Here is a 25,866-nt window from a genome sequence, read left to right as displayed (position 1 = left end):
TAAGTAGTATTATATAATTAGGTTATATTTATTATTATACTTATTAATAAAAAATATAACTTAAGTATTCCATTTTTTCAATTATATAAACTGGAATTTACTAATTTATTAATTACAGGAGGATTTTATTTTGAATAATTTTAAAAAAGATGCTTATAAGGATTACAGCGACTATATAATCCAAGAGGCAAAAAACTTACTTAACATTGACAGTCCATCAGGTTATGGAAAATTTGTTATGGACTATCTTATGAAAGAACTAAGTAATATGGGTGTATATGCCTACCAGACTATAAAAGGCGGTGTTGTTGCAAGACTTGATGGTAAAGATCAAAATGATGCAATACTATTTGAATCTCATTGTGATACATTAGGAGCTATGGTTCATCAAGTTAAGTCTAATGGACGTCTAAAAATGACTAATATTGGAGGAATGAACCCAAATAATGCTGAAGCTGAAAATGTAAGAATTATTACAAGAAAGGGCGATATATACGAAGGTACTTGCCAGTTAATAAATGCCTCTCTTCATGTAAATGGCGAATACAATAAGACAGAACGTAATTGGGATAGTATAGAGATTGTAATTGATGAAGATGTATCTTCAAAGGAAGATGTTACAAAATTAGGAATAAGATCTGGAGACTATGTATGTTTTGAAACAAGAACTAGAGTTACAAAGTCAGGTTATATAAAAAGTAGATTTTTAGATGACAAACTTTCTGCTGCTGTACTTCTTGGATATGCAAAGTATGTCTCAGATAATAAAATTGAATTAGATAGAACTGTTTATATGCACTTTACTATCTATGAAGAAGTTGGTCACGGCGGTGCTTCACCTTGTCCAGATGGAGTTACAGAAGCTTGGTCAGTAGATATGGGTTGTGTGGGCGAAGAATTAAATTGTACAGAAAAAGAAGTATCAATAGCCGCAAAAGATAGAGGTGGCCCATATAATTATGATGTAGTTAATAGACTGATTGATTTGGCAGATAAATATGATATAGGATATGCAGTTGATATATACCCTTACTATGGCTCTGATGTCGAAGCTACTCTAGCAGCAGGTCATGATATTAGGCACGGACTTATAGGACCAGGAGTTTATGCTTCTCACGGTTATGAAAGAAGCCATATTGAAGGTGCTGAAAATACATTTAGATTAATTCAAGCCTACCTTGAAGATTAAAAACTAATAAGACTTAATTTAAAATATTTTAGTATAATAAAGACAGCTCAAAATAAAAAGAGCTGTCTTTACTTTATTGAAATAGATATAAACTAGCAACTTACTATCAAGATATTCTATATCTATGCTATATTCTTGCAAGTAATATCTTTTTCTAGTATAATATGTTTGTAATATTTTTTTAGATTATATTACTATAAAGTATTTTATAGATATATCTTTACATATTATCCTGATTTAAAATATTTTTCTATATATATATTTATTTATAGAGAATATATCAACATTATAATTTGTTGTACTTAAAAAATATCTTTGATGCAAGAGTAATATACTTATTATATTTATAGTGTGATGCAAACATTATATATATAAGGGTTATTTTCTATATAATAATTTAATTAATACTAAAAATAGCAGTGATATCACTGCTATTTTTAGTGTTTTATAATATCTATTTTAATATTTTTCTTAAATCTAAAACTGAAAGCTGACCAGGTGCAGATTTTTCACCAATATGTGCAAAAGTTATAGCTGATGCCAAAAGTCTTGTTGACATACCATAACTTCCCATACAAATTGAAATAATCGCCTTATTAGATAGCTTATCAGATATATTTTTATTGGCCAAAAGCATATTTAATGAATCTTCTTCACTATTTGACATAGTGGCTATTTTTAGGATATCTACTCCAAAACTATTTATTTTCATTAAATTTTCTTCTATAATTTCTATACTTGGAGTAAAATCGTAATTGTGACTCGATCCGATAACTTTAACCTTTCTATGCTTAATCCCCTCTATTAATAATTTGAAGGATTGATCTTTTCTCAGGCACTCTATATCGATTATATCCACCAAAGAACTTTCTGCTACCCTCAGATTAAGCCTCTCATAGTACTTATTATCTATATTAATATTTCCACCTTCATCCAGTGTTCTAAGAGTAAATATTATTACCGTATTATCTAGTATCACTCTTAATTCTTTCAATAAAGATATTACCTTATCACAATCTAGTATATCTTCGTAATAGTCACTTCTCCACTCTATAATCTCAACATTTTCATCTTTTATTTTTTTTGCTAACTCTAGTATTTCTAATCTATTCTTTCCAGTTATTGGAACACATATTTTGGGTAAGGATCCCCCTAATTCCAGTCCTCTAATTTTCAAAATCATACTCACTCCCTTCGAAAACAAGTTCATTATACTATATAAATTCATTAACTTACAAACTATTTTTTATAAAGTGACAAAAAAATAGAGCATATATATGCGCTATTTTCATTATATAATATTAATTGATTGCTTTTTTCTCTTTACGTCTCCACATTAATAGGCCTGATATTATTATTAATATACCTCCACCTATCATTTCTATTTCATATATTACATTTTCTGCAAATGTGTTCATAACTGGAGAAGCTGTAAGTACAAGACCTATTATTGTAACTGTCAATAAAAATCTTGCTATCCATATTGCTGTACTATCATTTTTAACCATCTTATAAGGTCTTTCTAATTCTGGCTTTTCCTTCTTTAATTTTATATAACTAGCATATAAAATAATGTATGGGAATAAAGAAGCAAGAGCTGTCATAGTTAATAATACATTGTATATTGCATCTACTGATGGCATTAAGTTTGTAAGAAGCAATATTATAGTTACTAAGGCCGCTTGACCATATACTGCATTTGCAGGTATATCGTACTTATTAGTCTTAGTTAATCTCTCACTAAATACTCCATCAACAGAACCAAATAACATCTTAATAGGAGATGATATGTATAGTATTATAGCTCCAATTACAGAGAATGAAATTCCTGCTGCAATTATTTGTAGGAAGAATGGTCCTATTCCAAGTAAAGCTGAACCTCTACCTATCGCATCTAGTAAGCCCTTAGAAGCTGTTATTTCATCAGGACTAATAAGAAGTGTTATAGAAATTGTTCCAACTACATATAAAACTGCAACTAAAAGTGCTGACATTAATATAGCCTTAGGGAAATTCTTTTCTGGCTCATCAATATTTTTTATGAAAGGAGCCAATGTTTCTGCACCAGCAAAACCAAACATAATAGATGAAATCGCAACAAAAAAATCTGCATTCATCTTTGAAACTAATGTATGGACACTATATACAGATGCTGGAGCTTGCTTTTGAAGAACTAATACTCCTAAAACAGCAAATATAACTAATACTAAACTAGGAATTGTAGAACCTAAAGCTCCTGTATTAGTGAATATCTGTGCAAAACTTATTTCTCTTGTAGATAATATTGATAATACCCAGAAAATTGCTATAGAGAATATAATTGTAAAGTACTTATTATCAGCAAGAGCTGGTATTCCCAAAGTATAAGATACATTTATAGCCAAAAATGTAAGGAATGATGAGTCCAAAATATCTTAGCTACCCAGTTCAACCAAGAAATCATAAATCCATATTTTTCACCGTAAGCTTCCTTTACCCAATCGTAAAGTCCACCATCTTTATCTTTAAATGTAGCTGCTAATTCAGCACATATTAATGATCCTGGTATAAAGTATACTATTGCAAAAATAAACCATGTAGGTATTGCTCCTAGACCTAGTCCGAAACTATTAGATGTAGATTTTGTTATCCATCTAATTCCGTATAGGACAGAAACATTCATAAAAACCAAGCTTTTTAAACCGATTTTCTTTTCTATATAAAAACCCTCTTTCCTTTTTATTTTATTACAGTAACTATACTACCGCTAAATAATATTAAATATAATAACATTTTTTTACCTCGATTAATAAGAAAGAAAACATTATCATTTTTCTTTTTTTATTAAATAAATACCTTTCTTTTTCAAATACTTTATTTTAAATCTATTTTTATTTTTAAAAATAAAGCAAGTTGTTTTTAATACGTTTTTTATAGAAAAAATATTTTTTTACCCTATTTTTGTTAAGTTTTAAGCAATATTTTAATATACCTTTAAAAGCTTATATCAAAAGAAAAATGCTATTGAAAATCACTATATATCTTTATATTTAAATAGTTTTTTCTATTTTTTAGTGCAATATATTTAAATTTCTTCTTACTTAAATTTAAATATACTTTAGTTTTTTTGAAATTCATGAAAAAATATTGTTTGAAATATAACTATAAATATATTTTAATTTTTCTTAGCAAGAAAAAGTAGAAGCTATATATAGCTTCTACTTAAAATAAATTTCAATTATAATTTTCAGATATTTTCTATTACTTTTTAGATGATTCAATTATTTTTACAAGTTAACTCTCTTAGGTTTTGCTTGCATAATATTCATCCTCTAGGATACTCATCTCTATCAAACTATAGTATTTATCATCCTTTTTTCTTGCATCTCTCATTCTGCCCTCTTCAACAAATCCAACTTTTTTATAGCATTCAATAGCAGACTTATTGGTCTCTAGTACTACTAAATTTACTCTATGAAGATTTAGTTCCTCAAATGCTACTCTTAATATTTCCTTTATCATTCTTTGACCTATTCCCTTGCCTCTAACATCTTTATTTCCAATCAAAACCTTGGCTATTTTTGCTGACTTATTCTTTCTATCAATTTCTCCTAAAGAAATATGTCCAATAACCTCTCCAGTCTCCACACTTACTACTTTGTAAATCAAATTTTCTGAATTACTATTATTTGAATCTTTAATGTATTTTTCCAGTTGTAACTCATCTACTGGATAATCAAACTTAGGACCACCCCAATGAAGTAAGAATGCTGGAGAGTCAATCCAACTAATCAATTGACCAAAATCTGTGCGATTAAAATACTCCAACGCTAACATTTACACCACTCCTATCTTTATGTTATTTTTAAAAAATAATACCTTATTTCTAACTATTATTTTTATATTTTATCAATTTTCTATTTATTTTTCAATAGTTTTTTAAAACTGTAACCTATTCATTTCTCCTACATTAAATGCATATTAAAGTCAGAAAAAGCGTTTTTTCCTTTTTGAATTACTTTTAAGAAGGATTTTTATTTTTTTGCTTTCTTTTAGTCTTATTATAAGTAAAAATACCTATAAACTTTTATAAGCAAAAAAATAGTATAACTATCATAAATATATTTTTATTAGAATAATTCTTATCTTTTCTCTTTATTATCAAATAAACTTTGTCTAACTTAATTCTTTAGACGATTTTTTATAGGATTTTTTGCAAAAAAATATCTTGATAGAACTTTAAAGTTCTATCAAGATATTTATAAATTTCTAATCTATTATATTCCCGAAATACTTATATTCTTTATCAATAAACTCGCAACATAAGATCCATCTAAAGTAATTCTTCTATCATTTCCTACTTCATCAATTGACTTCATAAACTCTTCTATATTCGATGATATTATAATTTGATTTACAGCTCTTTTGATTTTGCCCTCTTCTACTAAAAAACCATTGCAAGGAAGAGAAAATACCCCCGATACTGGATCCAATCCAGAATGAAGCCCCTGCAAAGATGTTATAAGTAGACCATTATTTAGCTTCTTTAATAGGCCTTCAAAGTCTAGACTACCTTCATCTATAACCATATTTCTAATAGATGGGCTAGAAACAGATTTATATGACCTTGAAGCATTTGCAGTAGTTTCTATATTATCCTTTTCTGCTGTTTCCATATTATGAACATAAGACAGCAGCTTTCCATTTTTTATTATCTCAAAATCCTTAGTTTCAATACCTTCATCATCAAAACTTTCAGTGATTTTTGTTTCAGGTAGGGACCTTAGATCTCTAATTGTTAGTTTATCTGATGCAATAGACTCACCTAATTTCCCTTCAAGTGGAGACATCTTCTTTTGAACATTTTTTGCTGAAAATGCAGGGCTAAGTGAAGATATTAGGCTAGATACCTCTTCATTTATAAGAACTATATCATACTTACCACTGTCCACTGCTCTTGCTCCAAATTCTCTTTTTGCTTTATTTACAGCACTTTTTGCAATATATTCAAAGTCACAATCCATAAAGTTATCTTTAAATGCAAACTCTATACCTGACTTCATTTCGTCATTTCTCTTCAATATCACATAAGCATATACATAGGCATATGTATTTTCTTCATATTTTTCTAATTTGTGACTATTAGCTATATATTTTTCTTCAAAAATTTCAACTCCCTGTCCATCTACTTGATGAATTTCATCTGATTCAGATTTAGCAATATCATACATAGAAAGTATTTTTTCTATTTTTTTATCAGAACTCAAATTGCTTTTTTTAGATAGAATATTAGCTTCTTCCTTTTCTTTCGGATTATAAATATAAATATTTTCTTTTTCTCCAACAGCTATCATACTTTGATAAGCCATTTCTATTAAGTAATCAATAGATTCTTCAGATATATTCTCACTATAGGCATAACCTTCCATATTTCCCTTTATTCCACGAAAAGATATTCCACCACTTTCAGAGATTGTATATTTATTTAACTGTTCATTATATGTAGATACAACACTTGTATTTATATTATTTATAAAAATCTCATAATCATCAAATTTTTCTTTAGCTCTATCAAAAACTTTATCTTTTAATTCAGTATGTTTCACAATTACTCCTCCTAATCTCTTCCACCAACAGTAAGACCCTTTATTCTAACTTGCGGCTGTCCAACGCCTGCTGCTATAGTTCCTGAACTAGCTCCACACATTCCTTCGCCAAGTTTTAAATCTTTACCTACCATATCAATATTTTGAAGAACTTCTAATCCTGTACCTACTAAGGAAGCTCCTCTAACTGGGTGATCAATCTTACCATTTTTAATTATATAGCCTTCCATAACTGCAAAATTAAATTCACCTGTTACTACATCTACAGATCCACCACCAAGTTTTGATGCATATAGACCGTAGTCCACTCCTGATACCATATCACTAAAACTTGAATTTCCTCTATCTATAAATGTGTTATTCATTCTTGAAGTAGGTGCATATCTATATGATTGTCTTCTAGCTGACCCAGTAGACTTCATTCCCATTCTTTTTCCGTTAAACTCATCCACTAGATAAGATTTTAATATGCCGTTTTCAATTAAAATATTTCTTTGAGTTTCATTTCCTTCATCATCTATATTTGTACTTCCCCACTGATTTTCAAGCGTTCCATCATCTATTGCAGTTACTAAATCAGATGCGATTTTTTCACCCATCTTTCCTGCATATACAGAAGATCCTTTTGATACAAATTCAGCTTCTAATCCATGTCCACAAGCTTCATGAAATAAAACTCCACCAAAGGCATTATCCATTATTACAGGCATCACTCCTGAAGGTGCAAAAGGTGATTTCACCATTGTAACTGCGATTCTTGCTGCCTCTTTGGCTACATCATTTATATCTATTGTATCAAAAAATTCAAATCCCATAGCAGCACCTGGATTTGATCCAGCAGACTGTATTTCTCCGCAATATGATGCAACCGCATTTTGAATCAACCTAGTTCTAACTCTTCTATCACTTGCCATCAAACCCTCACTATTTGCTATTTGAACCATTTGATCAGAATCAAGATATCCAGTGCTTGCCTGTACTATAATATCGTCATAATTCATAATAGTATCATGAGTTTCTTTTATTATATCAAGCTTTTTAGATAGATCAATATCAGCTGGATATATCTTAATAGGAGTATTATTTCTTTCAATATTTTTATTTGTAAAGTCCATAACTTTATTTAAAGATCCAGATTTCAATCCTAATGCTGCATCTTTTGCAACCTTTATTAGATTTTTTTCACTTACATCATTTGTATAAGCATATACTCTATTGAAATCTTTAATAACTCTAATTCCAACTCCAAAATCATTTCCCAACACAGCATTTTCTATTTTTTTATCAGAATATACCAGTGTAGTATTTTTTCTATCTTCAACAAATACTTCTGCAAAGTCTGCACCATTTTGCATAGCAGAAGTAATAACATTGAATAAAATTCTTTTATCTAACATAACTTCCTCCTCTATTTATCTTATTCTTTTTATTTCATTTTTATTTCTTTTCATCCTCTACAATGTATTATTATCGTTTTTAAATTTAGTTTTCTATAATAAATTATTGTTTTACCTTTTTTAGTAGCTTATTGCTGTATTCTTATTTTATTGCATATAATAACCTATTATTATATTCTTATTTAATATTACTTTCTAGGATAATTTACTACTGTATTTATAATTATTAGTTAATTTATAATTATTATAACATAGACTTCTTTGCTTAAGCTTAGTCTACTATTATATATTATTACCCAATTATCATAAATAAAAAAGCAAACTCTATTAATCAGAGTTTGCTTTTAAACCATATATTTGTTAGCCTTTTATTAATCAAGTACTTATAAGTCTCTTATAGATACTCTCAACATTCTTTATATAGTTTTAATGATAAATACATTAAAGTTATATAAATATACAATCTATTTTTATATAAAGCTATAATCTTAATATAACCTTATAAAAACATACTAGGTAACCATCTATATCTTTCATATTTTTTATAGTTTTCACTACTAAAGTCAGGAATATCTTCCAAGACATTATATGAATCTGCCTGAAACTGTACAATTTCATCACATAAAGACTCTACTTCGTCATCTGAAATATCGATTTCCACCGTGCAAGAAGCATCCTCTTCAATCATTCCTAATCTCAATAACTCATAATCTTCATCCAAAATTTCTATCGCAATCTCTGGGCGTAATTCTGACATAAGCTCTCTAAATGAAATTGCTATACTTTTATTTATACTTGAAATTTTCATAAGCACCCCCAAATTTCACATTATAATACATCTTTTTATGTCTCTTTATATTGTACTCTCTCTTTTATAGTTTTGTAAATAGTATTTTTGATTTTTAAGGAAAATGTTTTTTATTAAATAAAAAATAGATATTCTATTATCAATTTAGCAATTATACTTTATTAAACTTTTATCATTATATAATAATCTATTAACTTTTTTTAGAAAATTGTATTTAATATTACTTATTAATAAGAAATATTTTTTTCTTTTTAAAACTATACAGATTTTTCTTAAAATAAGTTTGACTATTATTTTTCTATATAAAAAGATCTTGTATAAAAATTTGTTATATAGATATTTAATAAAAAACTGCTATTTTATAATATTTATTTTTTATTAAAGCTATATTACTAGCACTTAATCTTTTATTGAATTTTTATATATAGTATTTTATTGTTTCTTATATTAGTTCTTATATTATTTATGTTTACATATAATTAAAGTGGCCTTATCAATTAAGACCACTTTAAAATATTTCTATATATTAATTTAAAAATATGTATCTATACTTATTTAACTAACTTAAATCTCTTATCAATATCTTCTCCATCCTTAGGATCAGCATCAGCTTCTATTCCACCAAAGACTATCTGACCAAGCATAATATAATCTTCATCAACATCAAACATTTTTCTAACCATTTCATCAATTACTGGATTATAATGCTGTAAAGATGCTCCAAAACCTAGCTCTTCAAGTGCTGACCATACAGATATTTGTAGCATTCCATTTGACTGCAATGCCCACTTTTCAAACTGAGCTTCATATAAAGAATATTTTTCTCTCATTGCCTGTACAGTCTTATTGTCATAGAAAAATAATACTGTTCCAACACCTACCTTGAATGAATCTAGCTTTTCTCTAGAAACTTGTCCATCAAATGCATCATAGACTCCATCCCACAATTCTTTATGCTTATCACCCAAAGCTACTACTACCCTCTGAGACTTCATATTAAAAGCATCTGGAACTAATTCTGTAAGCTCTTTTATAGTTTCTACTATCTTTTCTTCTGACACCGGAGATTCTCCGTTTATATTGTAGTAGGTTCTTCTTTTTCTTAATGATTCATTTATTTTTGTCATAAAATGACCTCCTTATTTTCTTTATCTTTTTACTAGCTACTATCTTCGCTAATCTATAAATTTTTTAAAAGCTAATATCTTCTAAAAGATAATCTAAATTATAAAGTATATCAAGCTACTTAGTTATAATTATATCCAAATAAATAATTACTCTTAAGCTCATTATATATGATAGTTTTTACTATAATTATTCATATTTCATTTCATCTTTTATAAAACTACCATTTTCTAATTCTTCAAAGGCCTTATCTAGCTCTTCTTTAGTATTCATTACTATAGGCCCTCCCCAAGCTATTTCTTCTCCTAGATATCTTGACTCTATAAAAAGTAGTTGCAAATACTTATCAGTGCTTGAAACTAAAACTTCATCACCTTCAGCAAGTTTAACTGCTGTTTTTTCTCCTATATGTTTGCCATTTACTAAGGCTTCACCAACTAGAGTAAATAACAAGACTGATGAATCTTTTTCAGTTTCAATATTAAAGCTTTTATTTGGAGCCAAATGTATATCATAGTAGTTTAGTGGTAGATATTTTGACTTATAAGCTTTTTTATCCTTATATTTGCCTGCCAATAATCTCAACTTACCACCATCTATTTTTATTTCTTCAATATCTTTATTTTTAATAGCATGGTATTCTGGGGCCACCATTTTGTCTTTTGCTGGTAAATTCAACCAAAGCTGAACACCTAACATTCTTTCAGATGCTGGTATTTCTTCTGAGTGTAAAATACCAGACCCTGCAGTCATCCACTGTAACTCTCCATCTGTAATGGCATCTTGATTACCTAAGCTATCTTTATGTATCATATTCCCATTATAAACGTATGTAATTGTTTCTATACCTCTATGTGGATGCATAGGAAATCCTGCTATATAATCCTTGGGATCCTTGCTATCAAAAGAGTCTAACATAAGTATAGGGTCAAACATTTCAGAAGACCTTCTACTTAGAACCCTTGTCAAACGAACACCTGCTCCATCTGTAGTTTCAAATCCTTTAACTTCAGATAATATGTTTCTTTTCATAATAATCCTCCATTTTCAACTTACTATACTTTCGAATAAATATTCTGTTAATTCTATCTATAATATAATAATACCCCAAAATACAATTTTTAATTTATATTTTAAAAAAGTATAATCAATTATATATTTTCTATCTTTAAACAGAAAAATAGCTGCCCAAAATGGACAGCCTTTACTTTTAAACAAAAAAACAATTTTTTAAAGGAACTCTTAAAATGAATTATAAATATATTATATCATATTATTCAGAAAACGCAAATTATTTTCTAAATTATAATTATTATAATTATTGAAATCTTAACTATAAACTATAATAGTTTTACTTTTATAGATTGCTTTCTTACTAACTACTTATTAAATATTTTCAACTATGCATACTCCTATATTACTATAATAATATATAAATTCAAATGATATTGGAATAGTTACACTGATTTTAATAAAAATCAATATGCTTAAATATGTATTTGGAATATATTATTATATTTTCCTTTTCTATTATTTAGCCCCATCTATTTTCATCTTAATATATGTCTGTGCCTCTAGTATTACTATATGTCGAGTCATAGTCTTTATTTACTACTTTCAATGCTATTTTTATCTTTACAATTATACAATTTACTATTATCTTAACTATCAAAAATACATTTTAGATAATTATCTACTTACTAATAATGTCTCTTGATCTTGATATATCCTACTCTTTCCCTAAGGAATCAATGTCAACTAGTTGCTATAGTTTCTACTATAATATTCCTAATTTTCAATATTTAAATACTATTGCAAAAAATACTTTTTTGTAGTATAATTTAATTAATAAAAGATATAGTTTTTATAAAAGATTTCAATACCTCCACCAAATTACAGATACGCTCTGATGTGGAGGTTTTTTTATGCAAAAGATTATACTTAAAGTTTCTTTAAATATTTAATTCTTTATTATAATCTTAATTTTAAAAAGAATTTGAGGATAAATTTATGACTAAAAACTACCAAGAATATGAAAAGCATCTTACTTTTGAAGAACAGATTGACTTGTTAATTGACAGGGGGATGTATGTTGAAGATAGAAAAAGAGCTGCAAATATATTACAAGACATAGGATATTATAAACTCAAAGATTTTACATATCCATTTGCAAGCATTTCAGATACATATGATAAAAAACTAAAAATTAGATATAGCAATATTTCCTTTAATGAGGTCATTTTTAGATATAATCAAGATAAAGACTTCAGGCTCTCTTTGCTACATTCAATCGAGGATATTGAGGTTTCTATCAAGACTCAAATTGCACATACACTGAGTGCACGTTACGGAGCTATGGGTTATCTTAATTTTTCTTCTTGGTCAAATAGAGAGGTATATAATAAAAAAACTATCAAACTTATTGAAAAACAATTTAAATATACCTTGCGTAACTCTGTAAAAAGAGTAAAAAAATCTGAATTTGAGCATTACAAAATAGAAGGAGAGTTCCCTACTGTTTGGGTTATGGTAGATATAATTTCATTTGGAGAAGTTATTAAACTTTTAGACTGCATGTCAACAGCTAATTTAAAGGAGATTTCCAACCATTATCGTTGTACAAAAAATGAGCTTGTTACTTGGATGAATTTAATAAAAATAGTGAGAAATATATGTGCTCATAATAAAAATGGAATTGATTTAAAGATAAATACAATGCCTATTGTTAGAGAAGAATGGAAAGATTTTATGTTTTTATTTAAAAATAATGCTCCCACAAATAGAGTTGCCCTTGTAATATGTATAATTATTTACCTAGCTCATGAAATTAATCCTAATAGCTCTTTTGATAACATATGTAATCCTATAAAGAAACTAATTAATGATAGTGATCACATAGCCAGAAGATATGGATTTAAAAATGCTCAATCAATATCTGATTTTCAAGACTTTATAAAAAATCTCAGAAGATAAAAAATCCTAGACATTCATCTAGGATTTTTTTATTTAAATAGTTTAAATTATTTATTTTAACTCTATATTTGTCTCTATACTTGTATCTTTTGCCCTTAATTTAATATAAACAACGTCTGTTGTTTCTGGTTTAGCATAATAGTATGGGAAATAAACATCATTTATTATAGAAAGATCCCCTTTATCTACCTTTACTTGCCCAATAAGGATATTTCCTCTAAATAATTGAATCGACTTTTTCCCACTAGAGTCGCTAACTACTTCCGCCTTTATTGATGGATCTAAATGGAATCTCAACTCATAAGTATGCTCTTTTTTATCAAATGCTTTTATATTATCAGATATTTTAATATTTGTAAGATCTGAGTTATATTCTACTTCTCTTTCAAATTTTATATTCTCTATTCTATTGCTTACACCCTTCATAATATTGTCTGCTGAAGATTCTTCTAATACTACATCTTTTCCCCTTGCTATATTTTTACCATCTACAACTAGGTTATTGTGTGCTTCAAATGAAGTTGAGTAATCTGCATAAGGATTTGAATATTCATATCCAAAAGAGCCTACCTCAGTAATTATATTTCCATTTTTATAAAGCCATATTGATAGGTCGTCATTGTGATGATGAACATCATTTTTATAACCTGCTCTAAATAGTAAGTAAGACTGATTATTTTTCACTATATCATAACCTGCGTCATAGAACGTTTTTCTACCAGAAAACTTTTCCTTATTACTATCTATATCATAGTAATCACTCAAATTTATTTTTTCTGTTTTCGTATCACCAATATTAGGAAGGTATCCACTTGGTAGTATTATTGCCCTAGAAAATTCTTCTGAATTTTTGTAGGTTTTATAAAGATGATTATAATCTTTAAATGCATTTTTATCAACATCATCTATCACATGTTTTAATTCACCTAGAATAACAAAATGATACTCTGGTGAATTTTCAAGATGTACCCCGTCCTTGTCAAAACACTTTTCAAAGTAAGTCTCTAATCTCCTAGCTGCCAACCTATACATTGCCTTGTCTTCAAAGTCATCTGCATAGTATAAAAGTGCCAAGTCTTGGAACATTCCGTGATTATTAATTCCAGCCCAGAAATTTGTATAGGCAATCTTATTTGCTATATCCGACATTTTTTCTTTAAGTAAATCCAATTCGCCTGCAGTCATCACATTATAGCCTGACTTATAAAAATTCAGATAATAATTTAGCCTTCTTCCAGCAGTTTCATCGTGCCACATCATACTTGATAAATCAAATTTATTTTGACTTTCAAATGCTTTTATATATTCAATACCTGCTCTTATATACTCTCTTTTTCCAGTATCATTATAAGCATTAGTTAAATCATTTAAAAAGAAAAAGCCATAAATTCTTCTTTGATCCGTACGAGTCTCACTATAGGCTTTTTTAAAGTCACCATCAAATACAAAGAACTCATCCATATTGGCATCTTTTGCTATTTTGTTTTTAAGTAATAAATCTGCATATTTTATATAATCATCATTATATAGAATTTTCCCCTGAACAAGATCTTTTATCTTTTGAGCCAGGGAGCCGCCAACTACATTAATAGTTTCATAGGATTCTACTGATGGATAAGTTTTTGGATTTCTATTATATAAAACAAGATTAGAGTTATTTTTAACTGCATATGGGGCACCAGATAAGGCATCTGCAAAGCTATCTCCAGTAGTCATTGTTAAATTAGATTTTCCTTTAAAAAATGTTCTATTAATTATTTCAGAAGTTTCATATCTATTCATTCCGCTATATCTCTTTGGGTTTTCTAATTTATCAAAATCTGCCTTGGATACTGCTTTTTCTCCACCTATAACAAGTGAGTCTCTAATCTTTTTTTCTGCAATATATTCAAAATCATTCTTTTCTTCACAGTCTGCTATTAAAAGTATCGGTATTCTCTCTTTATGTACATAGCTGGCTATAGATATTGAATCCGCAAAGTTTTCACCACTTGCAAATACACACTTATCAAATTCTTGATTAAAGATCTCATCGACTACTTTTCTGTTAGTTTCATATCTATTTTGTCCACTAAATCTCTCTACTTCTATTTTGTCTTCTTTTAACTCTTTTAATTCTCTTTCCATATTATCGGATACAGAGTTGCTACCTCCAATTATATAGATCTTTTCTACACCGAGTCTCCCTATTTCTTTTTTTATATCTTCTTCTAGTTCTTGCCCTCTTGTCAATATAATAGGTGCTTCTAGCTTGGCTGACACCGCTATAGAGCTTATAGAATCTGGATATTTATCACCATTCACTAAGACTAGATATCTTGAAGAATGAAATGTTTTTTTCGATATATTTATTGAAGTTTCATATCTATCTCTTCCTGTTACTATATTAAAATTTATATCCTTAGATTTATTATACGCTTTTAATGACTCTGGATTTAAACTGTCTCTCACTTCCATCTTGTTTTCAAAAGCTTCATCTGTATCACTTTCTACTGCGGATACAGATAACACAAAATTGCAAGATAGAAGAGCAGAGCATAATAAAACTTTTATCTTTTTACTCATATGCCCCCCTAATTTTTTTTCTTTATTTTTGTTTTTATATTTTTAAACTCAGATATAATATATTTTATTTCTTTTATTTTAAGTATATTTGAAGAAATAAAGTATACGACTATTCCTGTGCCCGCCGCGATAATCAGATATATAAGATTTTCCAACTTACCATTTCCAAACATATCAAATAAGAAAGTATACTCTAATTTTATTGCAAGAGCCATAATAATCGATGCTAGAGTTGTTTTAATTATTGTTTTCCTTACTTCTGATACTCCATAATTTCCAACCTTGCCCTTTAACTTTATCAATAACATAGTCATACTTATAATATAGGATATACTTGTAGCAAAGGCTAGACCACCATTTTGCATAGGTTTTATAAGGATTAAACTCAAAACAATATTTATCAATACTGCTAGTGTAGAGTTAATCATTGGTGTTTTAGTATCTCCTATAGAATAGTATATCTTTGTAATAACTGTTCTAACAGCAAGACCTATCATACCTACCGAGTAAAACATCAAGGCATTGGTTGTAAGCTTCACTGCTTGTGTATCAAAAGCCCCTCTCATAAATAGGACTGATACAATTGGTTCTGCCAAGATTATACATCCAAAAGTTATAGGCATCATTAAAATAAATACTATATTTATTGACTTTCTTATAAGCTCATTAAATTCATCTTTATTTGATTTACTTGATAACTCAGACAGTTGAGGATATATAACTATACTAATTGTTGTTATAAATAATCCAATGAAAAATCCCATTAATTTATTGGAATAGTTTAAAGATGACATACTTCCAACTACTAAAGTAGATGCCAATGTTCTATCTACTACCGTATTTATCTGAGTGACGGATACTGAAATTAATACAGGCAAAACTAAGATCATCATTTCTTTTATGTATTCATCTCTAAAATCAATCTTTAATTTTGGTCTATATCCTAACTTTATAGATTTAGGTATTTGGACTAAATATTGAGATATCAAGCCCAAAGAAGCACCTACAGGTAGTATATAGATATTCTTCGTATATGCACTTACAATCATAGATGTAATTACTATCAAATTGTAGGGAATACCTATAATTCCTGGTATAAAAAATTCCTCATTACTCTGAAGATAGGCGCTCATAATACTGCTTAATCCAGAAAATATATATCCCAGAAGCATAACTCTTGCAAAAAATACTGTTTCGTGAAGTATTTCTCCCTTGAAACCTATTGCAAATACATTTACCAGTTTTTCCATAAATATAAAGGCAAACACTGATATTATGATACCAAATAACAAAGTAATACTTATTATGTTATTTGTAAAATCTATAGCACCCTGTTCGCCTTTTTCTTCCTTAGATTTGTAATAAAGTGGTATAAATGTAGTCGCAATAGCCGTAGCAATCAGGGAAAAAAGTACTTTTGGTATATCATAAGCTGTAAAATAAGCATCACTATGCATAGATGCACCATAGCAATAGCCCATCACTATTTCCCTAAAAAAACCAATAAATTTTGATAACAATGTTAAAGCCATAAGAAGGACTACATTTTTAACCATTTTTTTACTCTTCATCTTTAACTACTCTCCTGATTATATCCAAATCATTCCTTGCAATATTTTTCCAATCATACTCCATTTTAACCCTGTTTATTAATTCTTCTTTATCCCAACCAGAATTAATAAACTTAATTATTGTATCAGCATATCTTTTTTCAAAATCTTCGCCTTCCTTGACTATGTAACGCTCATCACCTATTACTTCAGGTATTCCACCAGCATCTGATCCAATAGTTAATACGCCTAGTGAATTGGCTTCTACAATTACACTACCAAAGCCCTCTCTTCTACTTGGGAGTATCATTATATCCATTAAATTCATATATTTATTTACATCTGTAATATCTACATTCCCTGTAAAAATACTATCCAAATTATTTTCATTTGCTTCTTTTTCTACTTGAGATCTCATATCTCCATCACCAACAAAAATATATTTGCACTTCTTTTTTTCATTTACTTTCGAATATATCTTTACCAAAGAATCTGATCTTTTTACTTCTGTTAGGCTACCTACATAGCCAATTACTAACTCATCTTTAATAGATAGTTTCTTTTTTAGTTCTTCTTTCTCACTTTTATCTATCTGATAGAACTTCTCGAAATTTACTCCGTTTTTTGTTATTGACCAGTTATCTTTATTCCAACCTAGTCCATTTGCACTTTCTTTTAGCTTATTACTTACAAAAAAGTTATTCTCAGCATTATTTAATACTTCTACAATCTTCTTTTTTACATTTTCATTTTTATATGGATTAGTATGAATATCACTTCCATAATACTGAACAAAGTATGGTTTATTGTATCTTTTACCGATATGATAGGCAAGTCTACCATGAGGGTAACCCCACATAGCTACAACTGCATCACACTCTAAAATTTCCTTTTCATGTTTTTCTATAAAATCTTTGTATTTTTCATAGTCATTGTCTTCTTTTTCTATTAGTCTATTTCTAAGGTTGACTTTCAAATACTCTTTTCTATAAGTTATTCCATCTTTTACAAATGAATCGCCATTATTTACAAATATTTTTTTCCCACTTAACTTCTTAAATATTTTACCTAGCCCAACATCATAAAATTGAACAGAGTACATATTTAAAACATCATCTTTATCTAATAAAGTTTTGATAGCCATTATTTTTTCATGATTAGCAGTAAAGAGACCTTTTATATTATTTTCATTCATATTCACTAAATACAATATATTCATCTATATATCCTCTCTTTGCAAAATATCAGCTATTTTTTTACTTGCCCTACCATCTCCATAAGGATTTTTTGATTGAGCTATTTCTTGATATATATTTTCATCTTCCAAAATTTCACAAGTATTTTTAAAGATATTATTTTTATCTGTACCCAAAAGTATTAGTGTTCCAGATTCGACACCCTCTTTTCTTTCAGTATCATTTCTTAGTACCAATACTGGTTTTCCAAGTGCTGGAGCTTCTTCTTGAATACCGCCACTATCTGTCATTATCAGATATGATTTATTTATTAAGTTATGAAATTTAATAACATCTAAAGGCTCTATCAATCTTACTCTCTCCATACCTTCAAAATATTTTCTGGCATATTTTCTTACCTCAGGATTTTTATGTAGAGGATAAATTACCTTAATATCATCAAATTTTTCTACTATATCTTTTACAGCATCAAATATATCTTCCATTGACTTTCCAATATTTTCACGTCTATGTACTGTGAGTAATATCAGCCTACTATCCCCTACCCATTTCGTATTATCATCTTCATAATTTTCATTCACCGTGTAAGATAGTGTATCTATAGCTGTATTTCCAGTTATAAATATAGAGCTAGCATCTTTGCCCTCTTTGATTAAATTATCCGCTGTCAACTCTGTTGGAGCAAAATTATAATCAGATACTAAAGACACCATCTGTCTATTTATCTCTTCTGGATATGGAGAATATTTCTTGTAAGTTCTTAGTCCAGCCTCGACATGTGCTATCTTTATTTTGTTATAAAAAGCTGCCAAGGAAGTTGCAAATGTAGTTGTCGTATCTCCATGCACAACAACAATGTCTGGCAATTCTTTTTTCATTATTTCATCTATCTTAGCTAATATGCTACTCGTAATATAACTTAAAGTCTGTGATTCTTTCATAATATCTAGATCGTAGTCAGGAACTATATTGAATATCTCCAATACCTGATCTAGCATCTCTCTATGTTGAGCTGTAACGCAAACTAAAGTTTTTATACCATCACGTTTTTCTAATTCTTTTACTAAAGGAGCCATTTTTATTGCTTCAGGTCTGGTTCCAAAAACCAACATTATTTTTTTCATATATTTACCTCACATTTTGACACCAAAATTAAAAATTCGATTCTCTAACATATTTCAACACAATTTTATTTGGTGCTTAAACTATAAATAATACTTCTAGCTATATTTATAATTTATATGTTGGTAAGCTTTTTATTACATTTTTAGTGTCTAATATTATTTTATTTTCTAAGATTTTTTCTGATTCAAGTATTTCTCTATGATCAACCATTACCACAAGAAGCTTTATATCATCGATAAAATCCTGTAGATCTTCTACCTGACTTTTGTACATCTTTTTTTGAATCATTGGATCATATATTTTTATTTTATCTCTGCTATCTTCATCCAAGTTATTCAATAACTGAATAGTTGGTGATTCTCTTGTGTCATCTACATTTGGTTTATATGTTAATCCATATAGACCTACATCAGAAAATGATTTTATATCGTTATTGTCCATTATTTCTTTAATTCTATCAATTACATATAGCGGCATCGAATCATTTATATGCCTAGCAGTAGATATAAGTTCTGAAAGCTTTGGATAGTCACCAACTAAAAACCAAGGATCTACTGATATACAATGCCCACCTACTCCAGGCCCAGGGCTTAATATATTTACTCTAGGATGTCTATTTGCTATTTTTATTATTTCATATACATCCATATTGTCATATCTGCATATTTTGGCCAGTTCATTTGCAAAAGCAATATTAATATCTCTATATGTATTTTCTACCACTTTTGTCATTTCAGCAGTTCTTATATCAGTTATAACTATTTCACCCTTACAAAATGATTCATATATTTTCTTTACTTTTTTTGCTACTTCTTTTGAATCTGCACCGATTGTTCTCGAATTATTTTCCAACTCATATAGCATATTTCCTGGAAGTATTCTTTCAGGAGCATGCACTATATTACATTTTTTATGGCTAGAACTTACAATAGGCCTTACTACTCTATCAATTGTTCCAGGAGATACAGTTGACTCAACTATAATTGTAGCATTCTCATTACATACTTTCAGTACTGACTCTACTGCTTTTTTAAGATATATAGTGTCCACTCTCTTTGTAATAGAGTCATATGGAGTAGGCACTGCAATTATATAATAATCAAAGCTTTGATATTCATTGCTAAATACTATTCCTTTTTCAATTGCTTTATCAAGAAGTTCTTCTAAACCTTCTTCTTTAAATGTTATTTCTTTATTTTTTAATTTTTTAACTATATCTATATTTACATCGGTTCCCACAACTTCTATTCCATGTGCAGCAAGCATCAAAGATGTAGGAAGTCCTATATAGCCCAAACCAACCACATTTACCATATTTAATTTTCATCTCCTAATTCAGCATATATATTAACTAGTCTTTCTTTCATTTTTTCCCAAGAGTAGTCCTCATATACAGCTTCCATATTGTCGGATTTTTCATCCAATATATTTAAATTATTTCTTAATTTTTCTATCAAGTCTCTAAAACTTTCCTTTGAATAATCAATGCTAAATCCAATATCATGCTTATCAACTATCTCATCCATAGATGTATTCTTTGCAACTACTATAGGCTTCTTTAAAAGCATTGCCTCATAAATCTTATTTGCAGCAGAATACTTATGATTGTTTATATTTGGATTATAAATAGCAAACATAAGGTTACAATCTTTATATATATCGAAAGTTTTCTCATAAGGAATTTGACCAAGATAATGTATATTTTTATATTTATCTGCATATTCCTTGCTCATATCCACCAAGTCGCCACTTCCAGCAAGTGTTAGTTCAACATCATCAAACTCTGATATTACTTCTAAGGCAGTATCAATAAATCTTCTTTTTGAAAGCATACCTATGTAAGAAAGCTTCAACTTCTTCATTTCACTTGGTTTTTTATTTATATTCTCATTTAATTTTTCTCTTATTTCTTTGTCTATACTTGGGGAGTTATATACAACACTAAGCTTTTTAGGCTTAGAACCCTCTATTTGCTTTCTTCTTTCATCTGTGCATATTATTGTATGATCAGCGTTTTTTATAAGATCAAACTCCATCTTTTTAATCATATCTTTTAGAACCTTTGGTATTTTTGCTCTACTATCTGCATAAAAATCTGCTATATGATAAATAAAGTATTTTTTGCCAGCAAGTTTATGAGCAGCTAGCCCACTATCTAAGTCAAAGGCATGTATGGCATCAAAGCTATCTATATTTTCCATCATCCATCTTGTTACGGTCTTTATATATGTATACACTGTTGTTATATTCTTTAGACCCTTTTCAGTTTTACCTTTTAATTGAAGTTCGAAGTTGTCTACTCTAACACCGTCAATTAATATATCTTTTTTCATATATACAGGCTCATCTTCTTGGCAGATTCTTGCCCTAGATAAAATAATAGGCTTATGTCCAGCTGATAAAAGAGCTGAAACCACCCTACGAATATTTGCATTTGTACTTGCTTCAGCATTTCTTATTATTAATACATTCATTATATATTTCCTCTTCCACTTTTTAGTAACTTGCTCTACCTATAGAATAGTACTTGATATTATTATCTGCCATAACCTTTGGATCATAGCAATTTCTTCCATCATATATAAGCGCTTCATTCATTAATTCCAAAAATTCTTCAGGCTTTATAGATTTAATGTCTTCCCATTCAGTCATTATAAAACACATATCTGCATCTTTAAGAGCTTCTTCTATGTTATCACAGTAATTTATTTTATCATCATAAATTTTTCTTGCATTATCTAAACCAACTGGATCATACGCATATACAGAGGCATTTCTTTCCAGTAAATTATTGATATTTACAATTGATGGTGCCTCTCTTAAGTCATCTGTTCCTGGCTTATACGTCACTCCCAAAACAGCAACCTTTAATCCATCAAAGTTATCTATCTCTTGAGCTGCTTTTCTTATAAGTTTTAACTTTTGAGCTTCATTTACTTCAATTGCAGCACTTATAGTTTTAAGCTCATATCCATTTGAGTTTGATAGCCAGTGAAGTGCCTTTGTATCCTTTGGAAAACAAGAACCACCATATCCTATACCTGCTCTTAAAAATTTAGATCCAATTCTATCATCAAAACTCATACCGTGAGCTACATCTTCAACATTTGCTCCAACTATTTCACACAGATTTGCTATATCACTCATATAAGATATCTTAAGAGCCAAAAAATCATTTGAGGCATACTTAATCATCTCTGCAGAGTTTCTATTTGTAATTACTTTTGGAGATTCAAAACCTTCATATACCTTTTCAAGTATTTCTCTGGCTCTATGACTTTCTGCTCCTATTACTATTCTTGATGCATGTAGTGTATCTTTCACAGCAGTTCCTTGCGCCAAAAACTCTGGATTAGAAGCAAGTTCCACCCAAATATTATTTTTAAGGTGTGTTTTTATATAGTTTTCAATTTCTTCATTCGTTCCAACTGGAACAGTTGATTTAATTACTACCAAACAATCCTTTTGAGCAAAGTTTGCTATCTGACGTGCTACTTGCTTGATATATTCTAAATTGGCTGAGCCGTCTGATCTTTCAGGTGTTCCTACAGCTATAAAAATCACGTCTGCATCCTCATAGGCAGACTTACTGTCACTACTAAACTCTATACTCTCTTTTTCTAGGCTATCTATCAACAATTCTTCCAAATCTTTTTCATATATTGGAGATTCGCCTCTTTTTAACTTTTCAATTCTTTCTTCGTCTACATCAACACAAACGACATTATGAATGCCCTTATGTGCTAAACATACGCCAGTCACTAGGCCGACATATCCTGTTCCAGCAATAGCAATCCTCATATAATCTCCTCTTTCTTTTTAAATCTATTTCATTTTTTCTAATTTATTTTTTTATCTTCATTATTTCATCAAATATTCTATCACAATTGTGTGAATCTCTAATATTGAAATCTTTATTGATTCTCTCAAGATACTTTTTTTCTATTTCAAAGTTACTTTCCATCAATTCTATTAAATAGTCAACGACTTCTTCCTCTTTATCATAGACTGGACCAAATCCATCGCGGTCATATTCAAAATAACCCATCTTATAATGCTCTTCTATAGAATCAAATTGATAGTATACTTGTGGCTTTCTCATATAGGCAAAGTCAAATTGTATTGAAGAAAAATCTGTAACCAAAGCCTTTGAACTTTTCAAAAGCCCCTGAACATCATATTCTTCCTTTGAAGCTAGTATCAGCTCACTATTTAACTTCTTAAAACACTGCAAATATGGCTGTATTTCATAGTGAGGATAAAACACCAACTTTATATTGTTCTTTTTTAAAGCAGACTCTAAACGCTTATTATTTATAAGTGAATTAAATCTCTTATAGTATTCACTATTAATAAATAAATCAACATCTCTCTTATCACTTTTTTTATACGATGGAGTAATAATACTTTCTCTCCAAGTAGGCATTATCAGTATTTCATTTTTCAATTTAAATTCATTAAGTTTGTCATATCTTGCAATTCCTGTTTGAACAACTTCTCCATCATTATATCCATATATATCTGATGATATAGATTCAAACTCTCTTTTCGTCGTAGTTATGAATAGATCTGCTCTTATTTTTTCCTTTGATACAAAATCACTAAGGTCATGTAAAATCACACCATGTTGTAAAAATACAAATATTTTTTTATCATTTCTATCAAGTAAAAGCTTGTATAATCTATAGCTCCAAGGCTCTAAAAAACCTGCATGAGACGATATTGCATGGCTGGCCAAAATATAGGCTATCTTGTGCTCTTCTCCACCATATTCTATCAATCTATCTTCATATGGAAGAAGCTTTTTATAATCCTCTCCGGCTGCTTTTTTATCAATTACATACCTTGCATTTATTTCTGGATGATTCTTACAAAGGTATTCAAAAAAGCAAAAGCCATTATCCTTAGCCTCTGTACCTCTTTCAGATATTATCCAAAGGTCCCTATACTTGGAATCATTTTTGTATGCTTTTGCCTTAAAATTATAGTATATCATATTGACAGACTGCATAGCTAATCTGGCAATTTTTTCCAATTTATTTTTAATTCCCATAAATTTCTAACCTGTCCTATTTCTCAAAATATATTTTAACTAAAAATCTTCATAAGTTAACCTCTTATATTATAACATAAATTAACTACTATTTTGAGCCGATTTTAGAATGTGTTATTACTTAGTTAATTTTTTCTGAAAAATACTAATAAGTACTAACTTTTTTCTTTTAAATGCTCTTTTTATATTTTTTATGATTGAAGATTTTGTTTTTTATGGTATATTTTACTTATTCATACTCTCAAAAGTAAAAATTATAAAATATATTTATATAAAAAAACAGTACCCCTAGGGGTACTGTTTAGATATTAAATTATATAACGCTCTGACAAGCAGTTATTATACTTAACTTATATACATCTTCAGCATTACAACCTCTTGATAGGTCAGTTATAGGCTTGTTTAATCCCTGAAGTATTGGACCTAAAGCTTCAAATCCACCTAATCTCTGAGCAATCTTGTATCCTATATTACCAGCTTCTAGAGAAGGGAATATAAATACATTTGCATTACCTGCTACCTTAGATCCTGGAGCCTTCTGCTGTCCAACTGATTCTACTATAGCAGCATCAAACTGTAATTCACCATCTAAAGCTAATTCTGGGTCTAATTCATGAGCTAACTTAGTTGCTTCTTCAACCTTAGTTGCAAGATCATGCTTTGCTGATCCCTTAGTAGAGAAACTTAACATTGCTACCTTTGGATCTATTCCAAACATCTTAGCAGTCTTTGCGCTTTCTACAGCTACACCTGCTAGACCTTCAGCATCTAGTTCTATATTTATAGCACAGTCACCAAATATATACTTAGTGTCTTCCTTTATCATTACAAAGGCACCACTAGTTCTAGATACCCCTGGCTTAGTCTTTATTATCTGTAGAGCTGGTCTAACAGTATCACCAGTTGAGTGAACTGCACCACTTACCATACCGTCAACCTTACCCATATATGTAAGCATTGTTCCGAAATAGTTTTCATCTAAAAGTTTCTTTCTAGCATCTTCTTCTGTAGCCTTGCCCTTTCTTCTTTCTACAAAAGCTGCAACCATAGCGTCAAATTCATCATAGTTTGCTGGGTCAAGTATTTCAACTCCATCTAAATCTATATTCTTTTCATTAGCAACAGCCTTAACAGCATCAACACTACCAACTAATACTGGTACTAGTATTCCTTCCTTATGTAGTCTAGAAGCAGCCTCTATAATTCTAGGTTCTGTTCCTTCTGGTAATACGATTCTAACGTTTTTACCTTCAATTTGAGCTTTTAAGCTATCAATTAATTCCATGTTTTCCCTCCAAAT

The 25,866-nt window shown here is 29.1% G+C and carries 20 protein-coding genes; 2 read left to right on the top strand and 18 right to left on the bottom strand.

The window, feature by feature from the left end; all coding sequences use genetic code 11:
- The first annotated feature begins 130 nt into the window (after positions 1-130).
- Positions 131-1,189: a M42 family metallopeptidase gene (locus UF10_RS03145; RefSeq protein ID WP_242969027.1), complete on the top strand. Its 1,059-nt coding sequence runs from the start codon at positions 131-133 to the stop codon at positions 1,187-1,189.
- Positions 1,190-1,643: 454 nt separating this feature from the next.
- On the opposite strand, the gene aroD is transcribed toward UF10_RS03145, so the two are convergent.
- The 9 genes from aroD to UF10_RS03105 form a co-directional block, all read right to left on the bottom strand.
- Entirely contained in the window at positions 1,644-2,372 is a 729-nt protein-coding gene (gene aroD / locus UF10_RS03140; protein WP_170062436.1) for a type I 3-dehydroquinate dehydratase, read from the bottom strand.
- A gap of 118 nt (positions 2,373-2,490) precedes the next feature.
- A complete protein-coding gene (locus UF10_RS03135) occupies positions 2,491-3,573 on the bottom strand; it encodes an APC family permease (RefSeq protein WP_330403913.1) in 1,083 nt (360 codons plus the stop codon).
- Entirely contained in the window at positions 3,564-3,851 is a 288-nt protein-coding gene (locus UF10_RS09495; RefSeq protein WP_334293813.1) for an amino acid permease, read from the bottom strand. The genes UF10_RS03135 and UF10_RS09495 overlap by 10 nt, the downstream gene beginning before the upstream one ends.
- Positions 3,852-4,471: 620 nt before the next feature.
- Positions 4,472-5,005 (bottom strand): GNAT family N-acetyltransferase, encoded by a 534-nt coding sequence (locus UF10_RS03130; protein WP_106776366.1) that lies wholly within the window; start codon positions 5,003-5,005, stop codon positions 4,472-4,474.
- Positions 5,006-5,445: 440 nt separating this feature from the next.
- Positions 5,446-6,774, bottom strand: a complete 1,329-nt coding sequence (locus UF10_RS03125) for a TldD/PmbA family protein (protein WP_170062435.1) — start codon at positions 6,772-6,774, stop codon at positions 5,446-5,448.
- A gap of 11 nt (positions 6,775-6,785) precedes the next feature.
- Positions 6,786-8,171: a TldD/PmbA family protein gene (locus UF10_RS03120; RefSeq protein ID WP_106776364.1), complete on the bottom strand. Its 1,386-nt coding sequence runs from the start codon at positions 8,169-8,171 to the stop codon at positions 6,786-6,788.
- 499 nt (positions 8,172-8,670) lie between these two features.
- The gene (locus UF10_RS03115; protein ID WP_106776363.1) at positions 8,671-8,979 is read right to left on the bottom strand and encodes a hypothetical protein; all 309 of its coding nucleotides are present in this window, start codon (positions 8,977-8,979) and stop codon (positions 8,671-8,673) included.
- 551 nt (positions 8,980-9,530) lie between these two features.
- Positions 9,531-10,106 (bottom strand): nitroreductase family protein, encoded by a 576-nt coding sequence (locus UF10_RS03110; RefSeq protein WP_106776362.1) that lies wholly within the window; start codon positions 10,104-10,106, stop codon positions 9,531-9,533.
- 187 nt (positions 10,107-10,293) lie between these two features.
- Positions 10,294-11,136 carry a pirin family protein gene (locus tag UF10_RS03105; protein ID WP_106776361.1) on the bottom strand — a complete coding sequence of 281 codons (843 nt, stop codon included), beginning with the start codon at positions 11,134-11,136 and terminating at the stop codon, positions 10,294-10,296.
- Positions 11,137-12,114: 978 nt separating this feature from the next.
- On the opposite strand from UF10_RS03105, the gene UF10_RS03100 reads away from it, so the two are divergent.
- Complete coding sequence (locus tag UF10_RS03100; RefSeq protein WP_106776360.1) at positions 12,115-13,077, top strand: Abi family protein; 963 nt, start codon at positions 12,115-12,117, stop codon at positions 13,075-13,077.
- A gap of 51 nt (positions 13,078-13,128) precedes the next feature.
- Here UF10_RS03100 and UF10_RS03095 read toward each other — a convergent pair whose 3' ends face one another.
- From UF10_RS03095 to pta, 9 genes are all read right to left on the bottom strand, one after another.
- Positions 13,129-15,642, bottom strand: a complete 2,514-nt coding sequence (locus UF10_RS03095) for a cell wall-binding repeat-containing protein (protein WP_106776359.1) — start codon at positions 15,640-15,642, stop codon at positions 13,129-13,131.
- Between the two features lie 8 nt (positions 15,643-15,650).
- Entirely contained in the window at positions 15,651-17,213 is a 1,563-nt protein-coding gene (gene murJ / locus UF10_RS03090; protein ID WP_106776358.1) for a murein biosynthesis integral membrane protein MurJ, read from the bottom strand.
- A complete protein-coding gene (locus UF10_RS03085; RefSeq protein ID WP_106776357.1) occupies positions 17,203-18,411 on the bottom strand; it encodes a glycosyltransferase in 1,209 nt (402 codons plus the stop codon). Before UF10_RS03085 ends, murJ begins: the two co-directional genes overlap by 11 nt.
- Positions 18,412-19,512, bottom strand: a complete 1,101-nt coding sequence (wecB, locus tag UF10_RS03080; RefSeq protein ID WP_106776356.1) for a non-hydrolyzing UDP-N-acetylglucosamine 2-epimerase — start codon at positions 19,510-19,512, stop codon at positions 18,412-18,414.
- A gap of 106 nt (positions 19,513-19,618) precedes the next feature.
- The gene (locus UF10_RS03075; RefSeq protein ID WP_106776355.1) at positions 19,619-20,827 is read right to left on the bottom strand and encodes a nucleotide sugar dehydrogenase; all 1,209 of its coding nucleotides are present in this window, start codon (positions 20,825-20,827) and stop codon (positions 19,619-19,621) included.
- A gap of 2 nt (positions 20,828-20,829) precedes the next feature.
- On the bottom strand, positions 20,830-21,987 hold the full coding sequence (locus UF10_RS03070) for a glycosyltransferase family 4 protein (RefSeq protein WP_106776354.1): 1,158 nt from the start codon (positions 21,985-21,987) through the stop codon (positions 20,830-20,832).
- A 22-nt stretch (positions 21,988-22,009) separates the two neighbouring features.
- Positions 22,010-23,314 carry a UDP-glucose dehydrogenase family protein gene (locus tag UF10_RS03065; protein ID WP_106776353.1) on the bottom strand — a complete coding sequence of 435 codons (1,305 nt, stop codon included), beginning with the start codon at positions 23,312-23,314 and terminating at the stop codon, positions 22,010-22,012.
- A gap of 43 nt (positions 23,315-23,357) precedes the next feature.
- The gene (locus UF10_RS03060) at positions 23,358-24,566 is read right to left on the bottom strand and encodes a CDP-glycerol glycerophosphotransferase family protein (protein ID WP_106776352.1); all 1,209 of its coding nucleotides are present in this window, start codon (positions 24,564-24,566) and stop codon (positions 23,358-23,360) included.
- 313 nt (positions 24,567-24,879) lie between these two features.
- On the bottom strand, positions 24,880-25,851 hold the full coding sequence (gene pta / locus UF10_RS03055) for a phosphate acetyltransferase (RefSeq protein ID WP_106776351.1): 972 nt from the start codon (positions 25,849-25,851) through the stop codon (positions 24,880-24,882).
- Positions 25,852-25,866 lie beyond the last annotated feature (15 nt).

This window comes from Peptostreptococcus russellii, assembly GCF_003012055.1.
GTDB classification, from domain to species: Bacteria; Bacillota; Clostridia; order Peptostreptococcales; family Peptostreptococcaceae; genus Peptostreptococcus; species Peptostreptococcus russellii.
This window is presented reverse-complemented; position numbering and strand designations above follow the sequence as displayed.

Excerpts from the sequence above, each read along its gene's own strand:
- aroD (WP_170062436.1), bottom strand. The coding sequence starts at position 2,372 with ATGATTTTGAAAATTAGAGGACTGGAATTAGGGGGATCCTTACCCAAA.
- UF10_RS09495 (WP_334293813.1), bottom strand. The coding sequence starts at position 3,851 with ATGAATGTTTCTGTCCTATACGGAATTAGATGGATAACAAAATCTACA.
- UF10_RS03130 (WP_106776366.1), bottom strand. The coding sequence starts at position 5,005 with ATGTTAGCGTTGGAGTATTTTAATCGCACAGATTTTGGTCAATTGATT.
- UF10_RS03120 (WP_106776364.1), bottom strand. The coding sequence starts at position 8,171 with ATGTTAGATAAAAGAATTTTATTCAATGTTATTACTTCTGCTATGCAA.
- UF10_RS03115 (WP_106776363.1), bottom strand. The coding sequence starts at position 8,979 with ATGAAAATTTCAAGTATAAATAAAAGTATAGCAATTTCATTTAGAGAG.
- UF10_RS03110 (WP_106776362.1), bottom strand. The coding sequence starts at position 10,106 with ATGACAAAAATAAATGAATCATTAAGAAAAAGAAGAACCTACTACAAT.
- UF10_RS03105 (WP_106776361.1), bottom strand. The coding sequence starts at position 11,136 with ATGAAAAGAAACATATTATCTGAAGTTAAAGGATTTGAAACTACAGAT.
- UF10_RS03100 (WP_106776360.1), top strand. The coding sequence starts at position 12,115 with ATGACTAAAAACTACCAAGAATATGAAAAGCATCTTACTTTTGAAGAA.
- UF10_RS03095 (WP_106776359.1), bottom strand. The coding sequence starts at position 15,642 with ATGAGTAAAAAGATAAAAGTTTTATTATGCTCTGCTCTTCTATCTTGC.
- murJ (WP_106776358.1), bottom strand. The coding sequence starts at position 17,213 with ATGAAGAGTAAAAAAATGGTTAAAAATGTAGTCCTTCTTATGGCTTTA.
- UF10_RS03085 (WP_106776357.1), bottom strand. The coding sequence starts at position 18,411 with ATGAATATATTGTATTTAGTGAATATGAATGAAAATAATATAAAAGGT.
- wecB (WP_106776356.1), bottom strand. The coding sequence starts at position 19,512 with ATGAAAAAAATAATGTTGGTTTTTGGAACCAGACCTGAAGCAATAAAA.
- UF10_RS03075 (WP_106776355.1), bottom strand. The coding sequence starts at position 20,827 with ATGGTAAATGTGGTTGGTTTGGGCTATATAGGACTTCCTACATCTTTG.
- UF10_RS03070 (WP_106776354.1), bottom strand. The coding sequence starts at position 21,987 with ATGAATGTATTAATAATAAGAAATGCTGAAGCAAGTACAAATGCAAAT.
- UF10_RS03065 (WP_106776353.1), bottom strand. The coding sequence starts at position 23,314 with ATGAGGATTGCTATTGCTGGAACAGGATATGTCGGCCTAGTGACTGGC.
- UF10_RS03060 (WP_106776352.1), bottom strand. The coding sequence starts at position 24,566 with ATGGGAATTAAAAATAAATTGGAAAAAATTGCCAGATTAGCTATGCAG.
- pta (WP_106776351.1), bottom strand. The coding sequence starts at position 25,851 with ATGGAATTAATTGATAGCTTAAAAGCTCAAATTGAAGGTAAAAACGTT.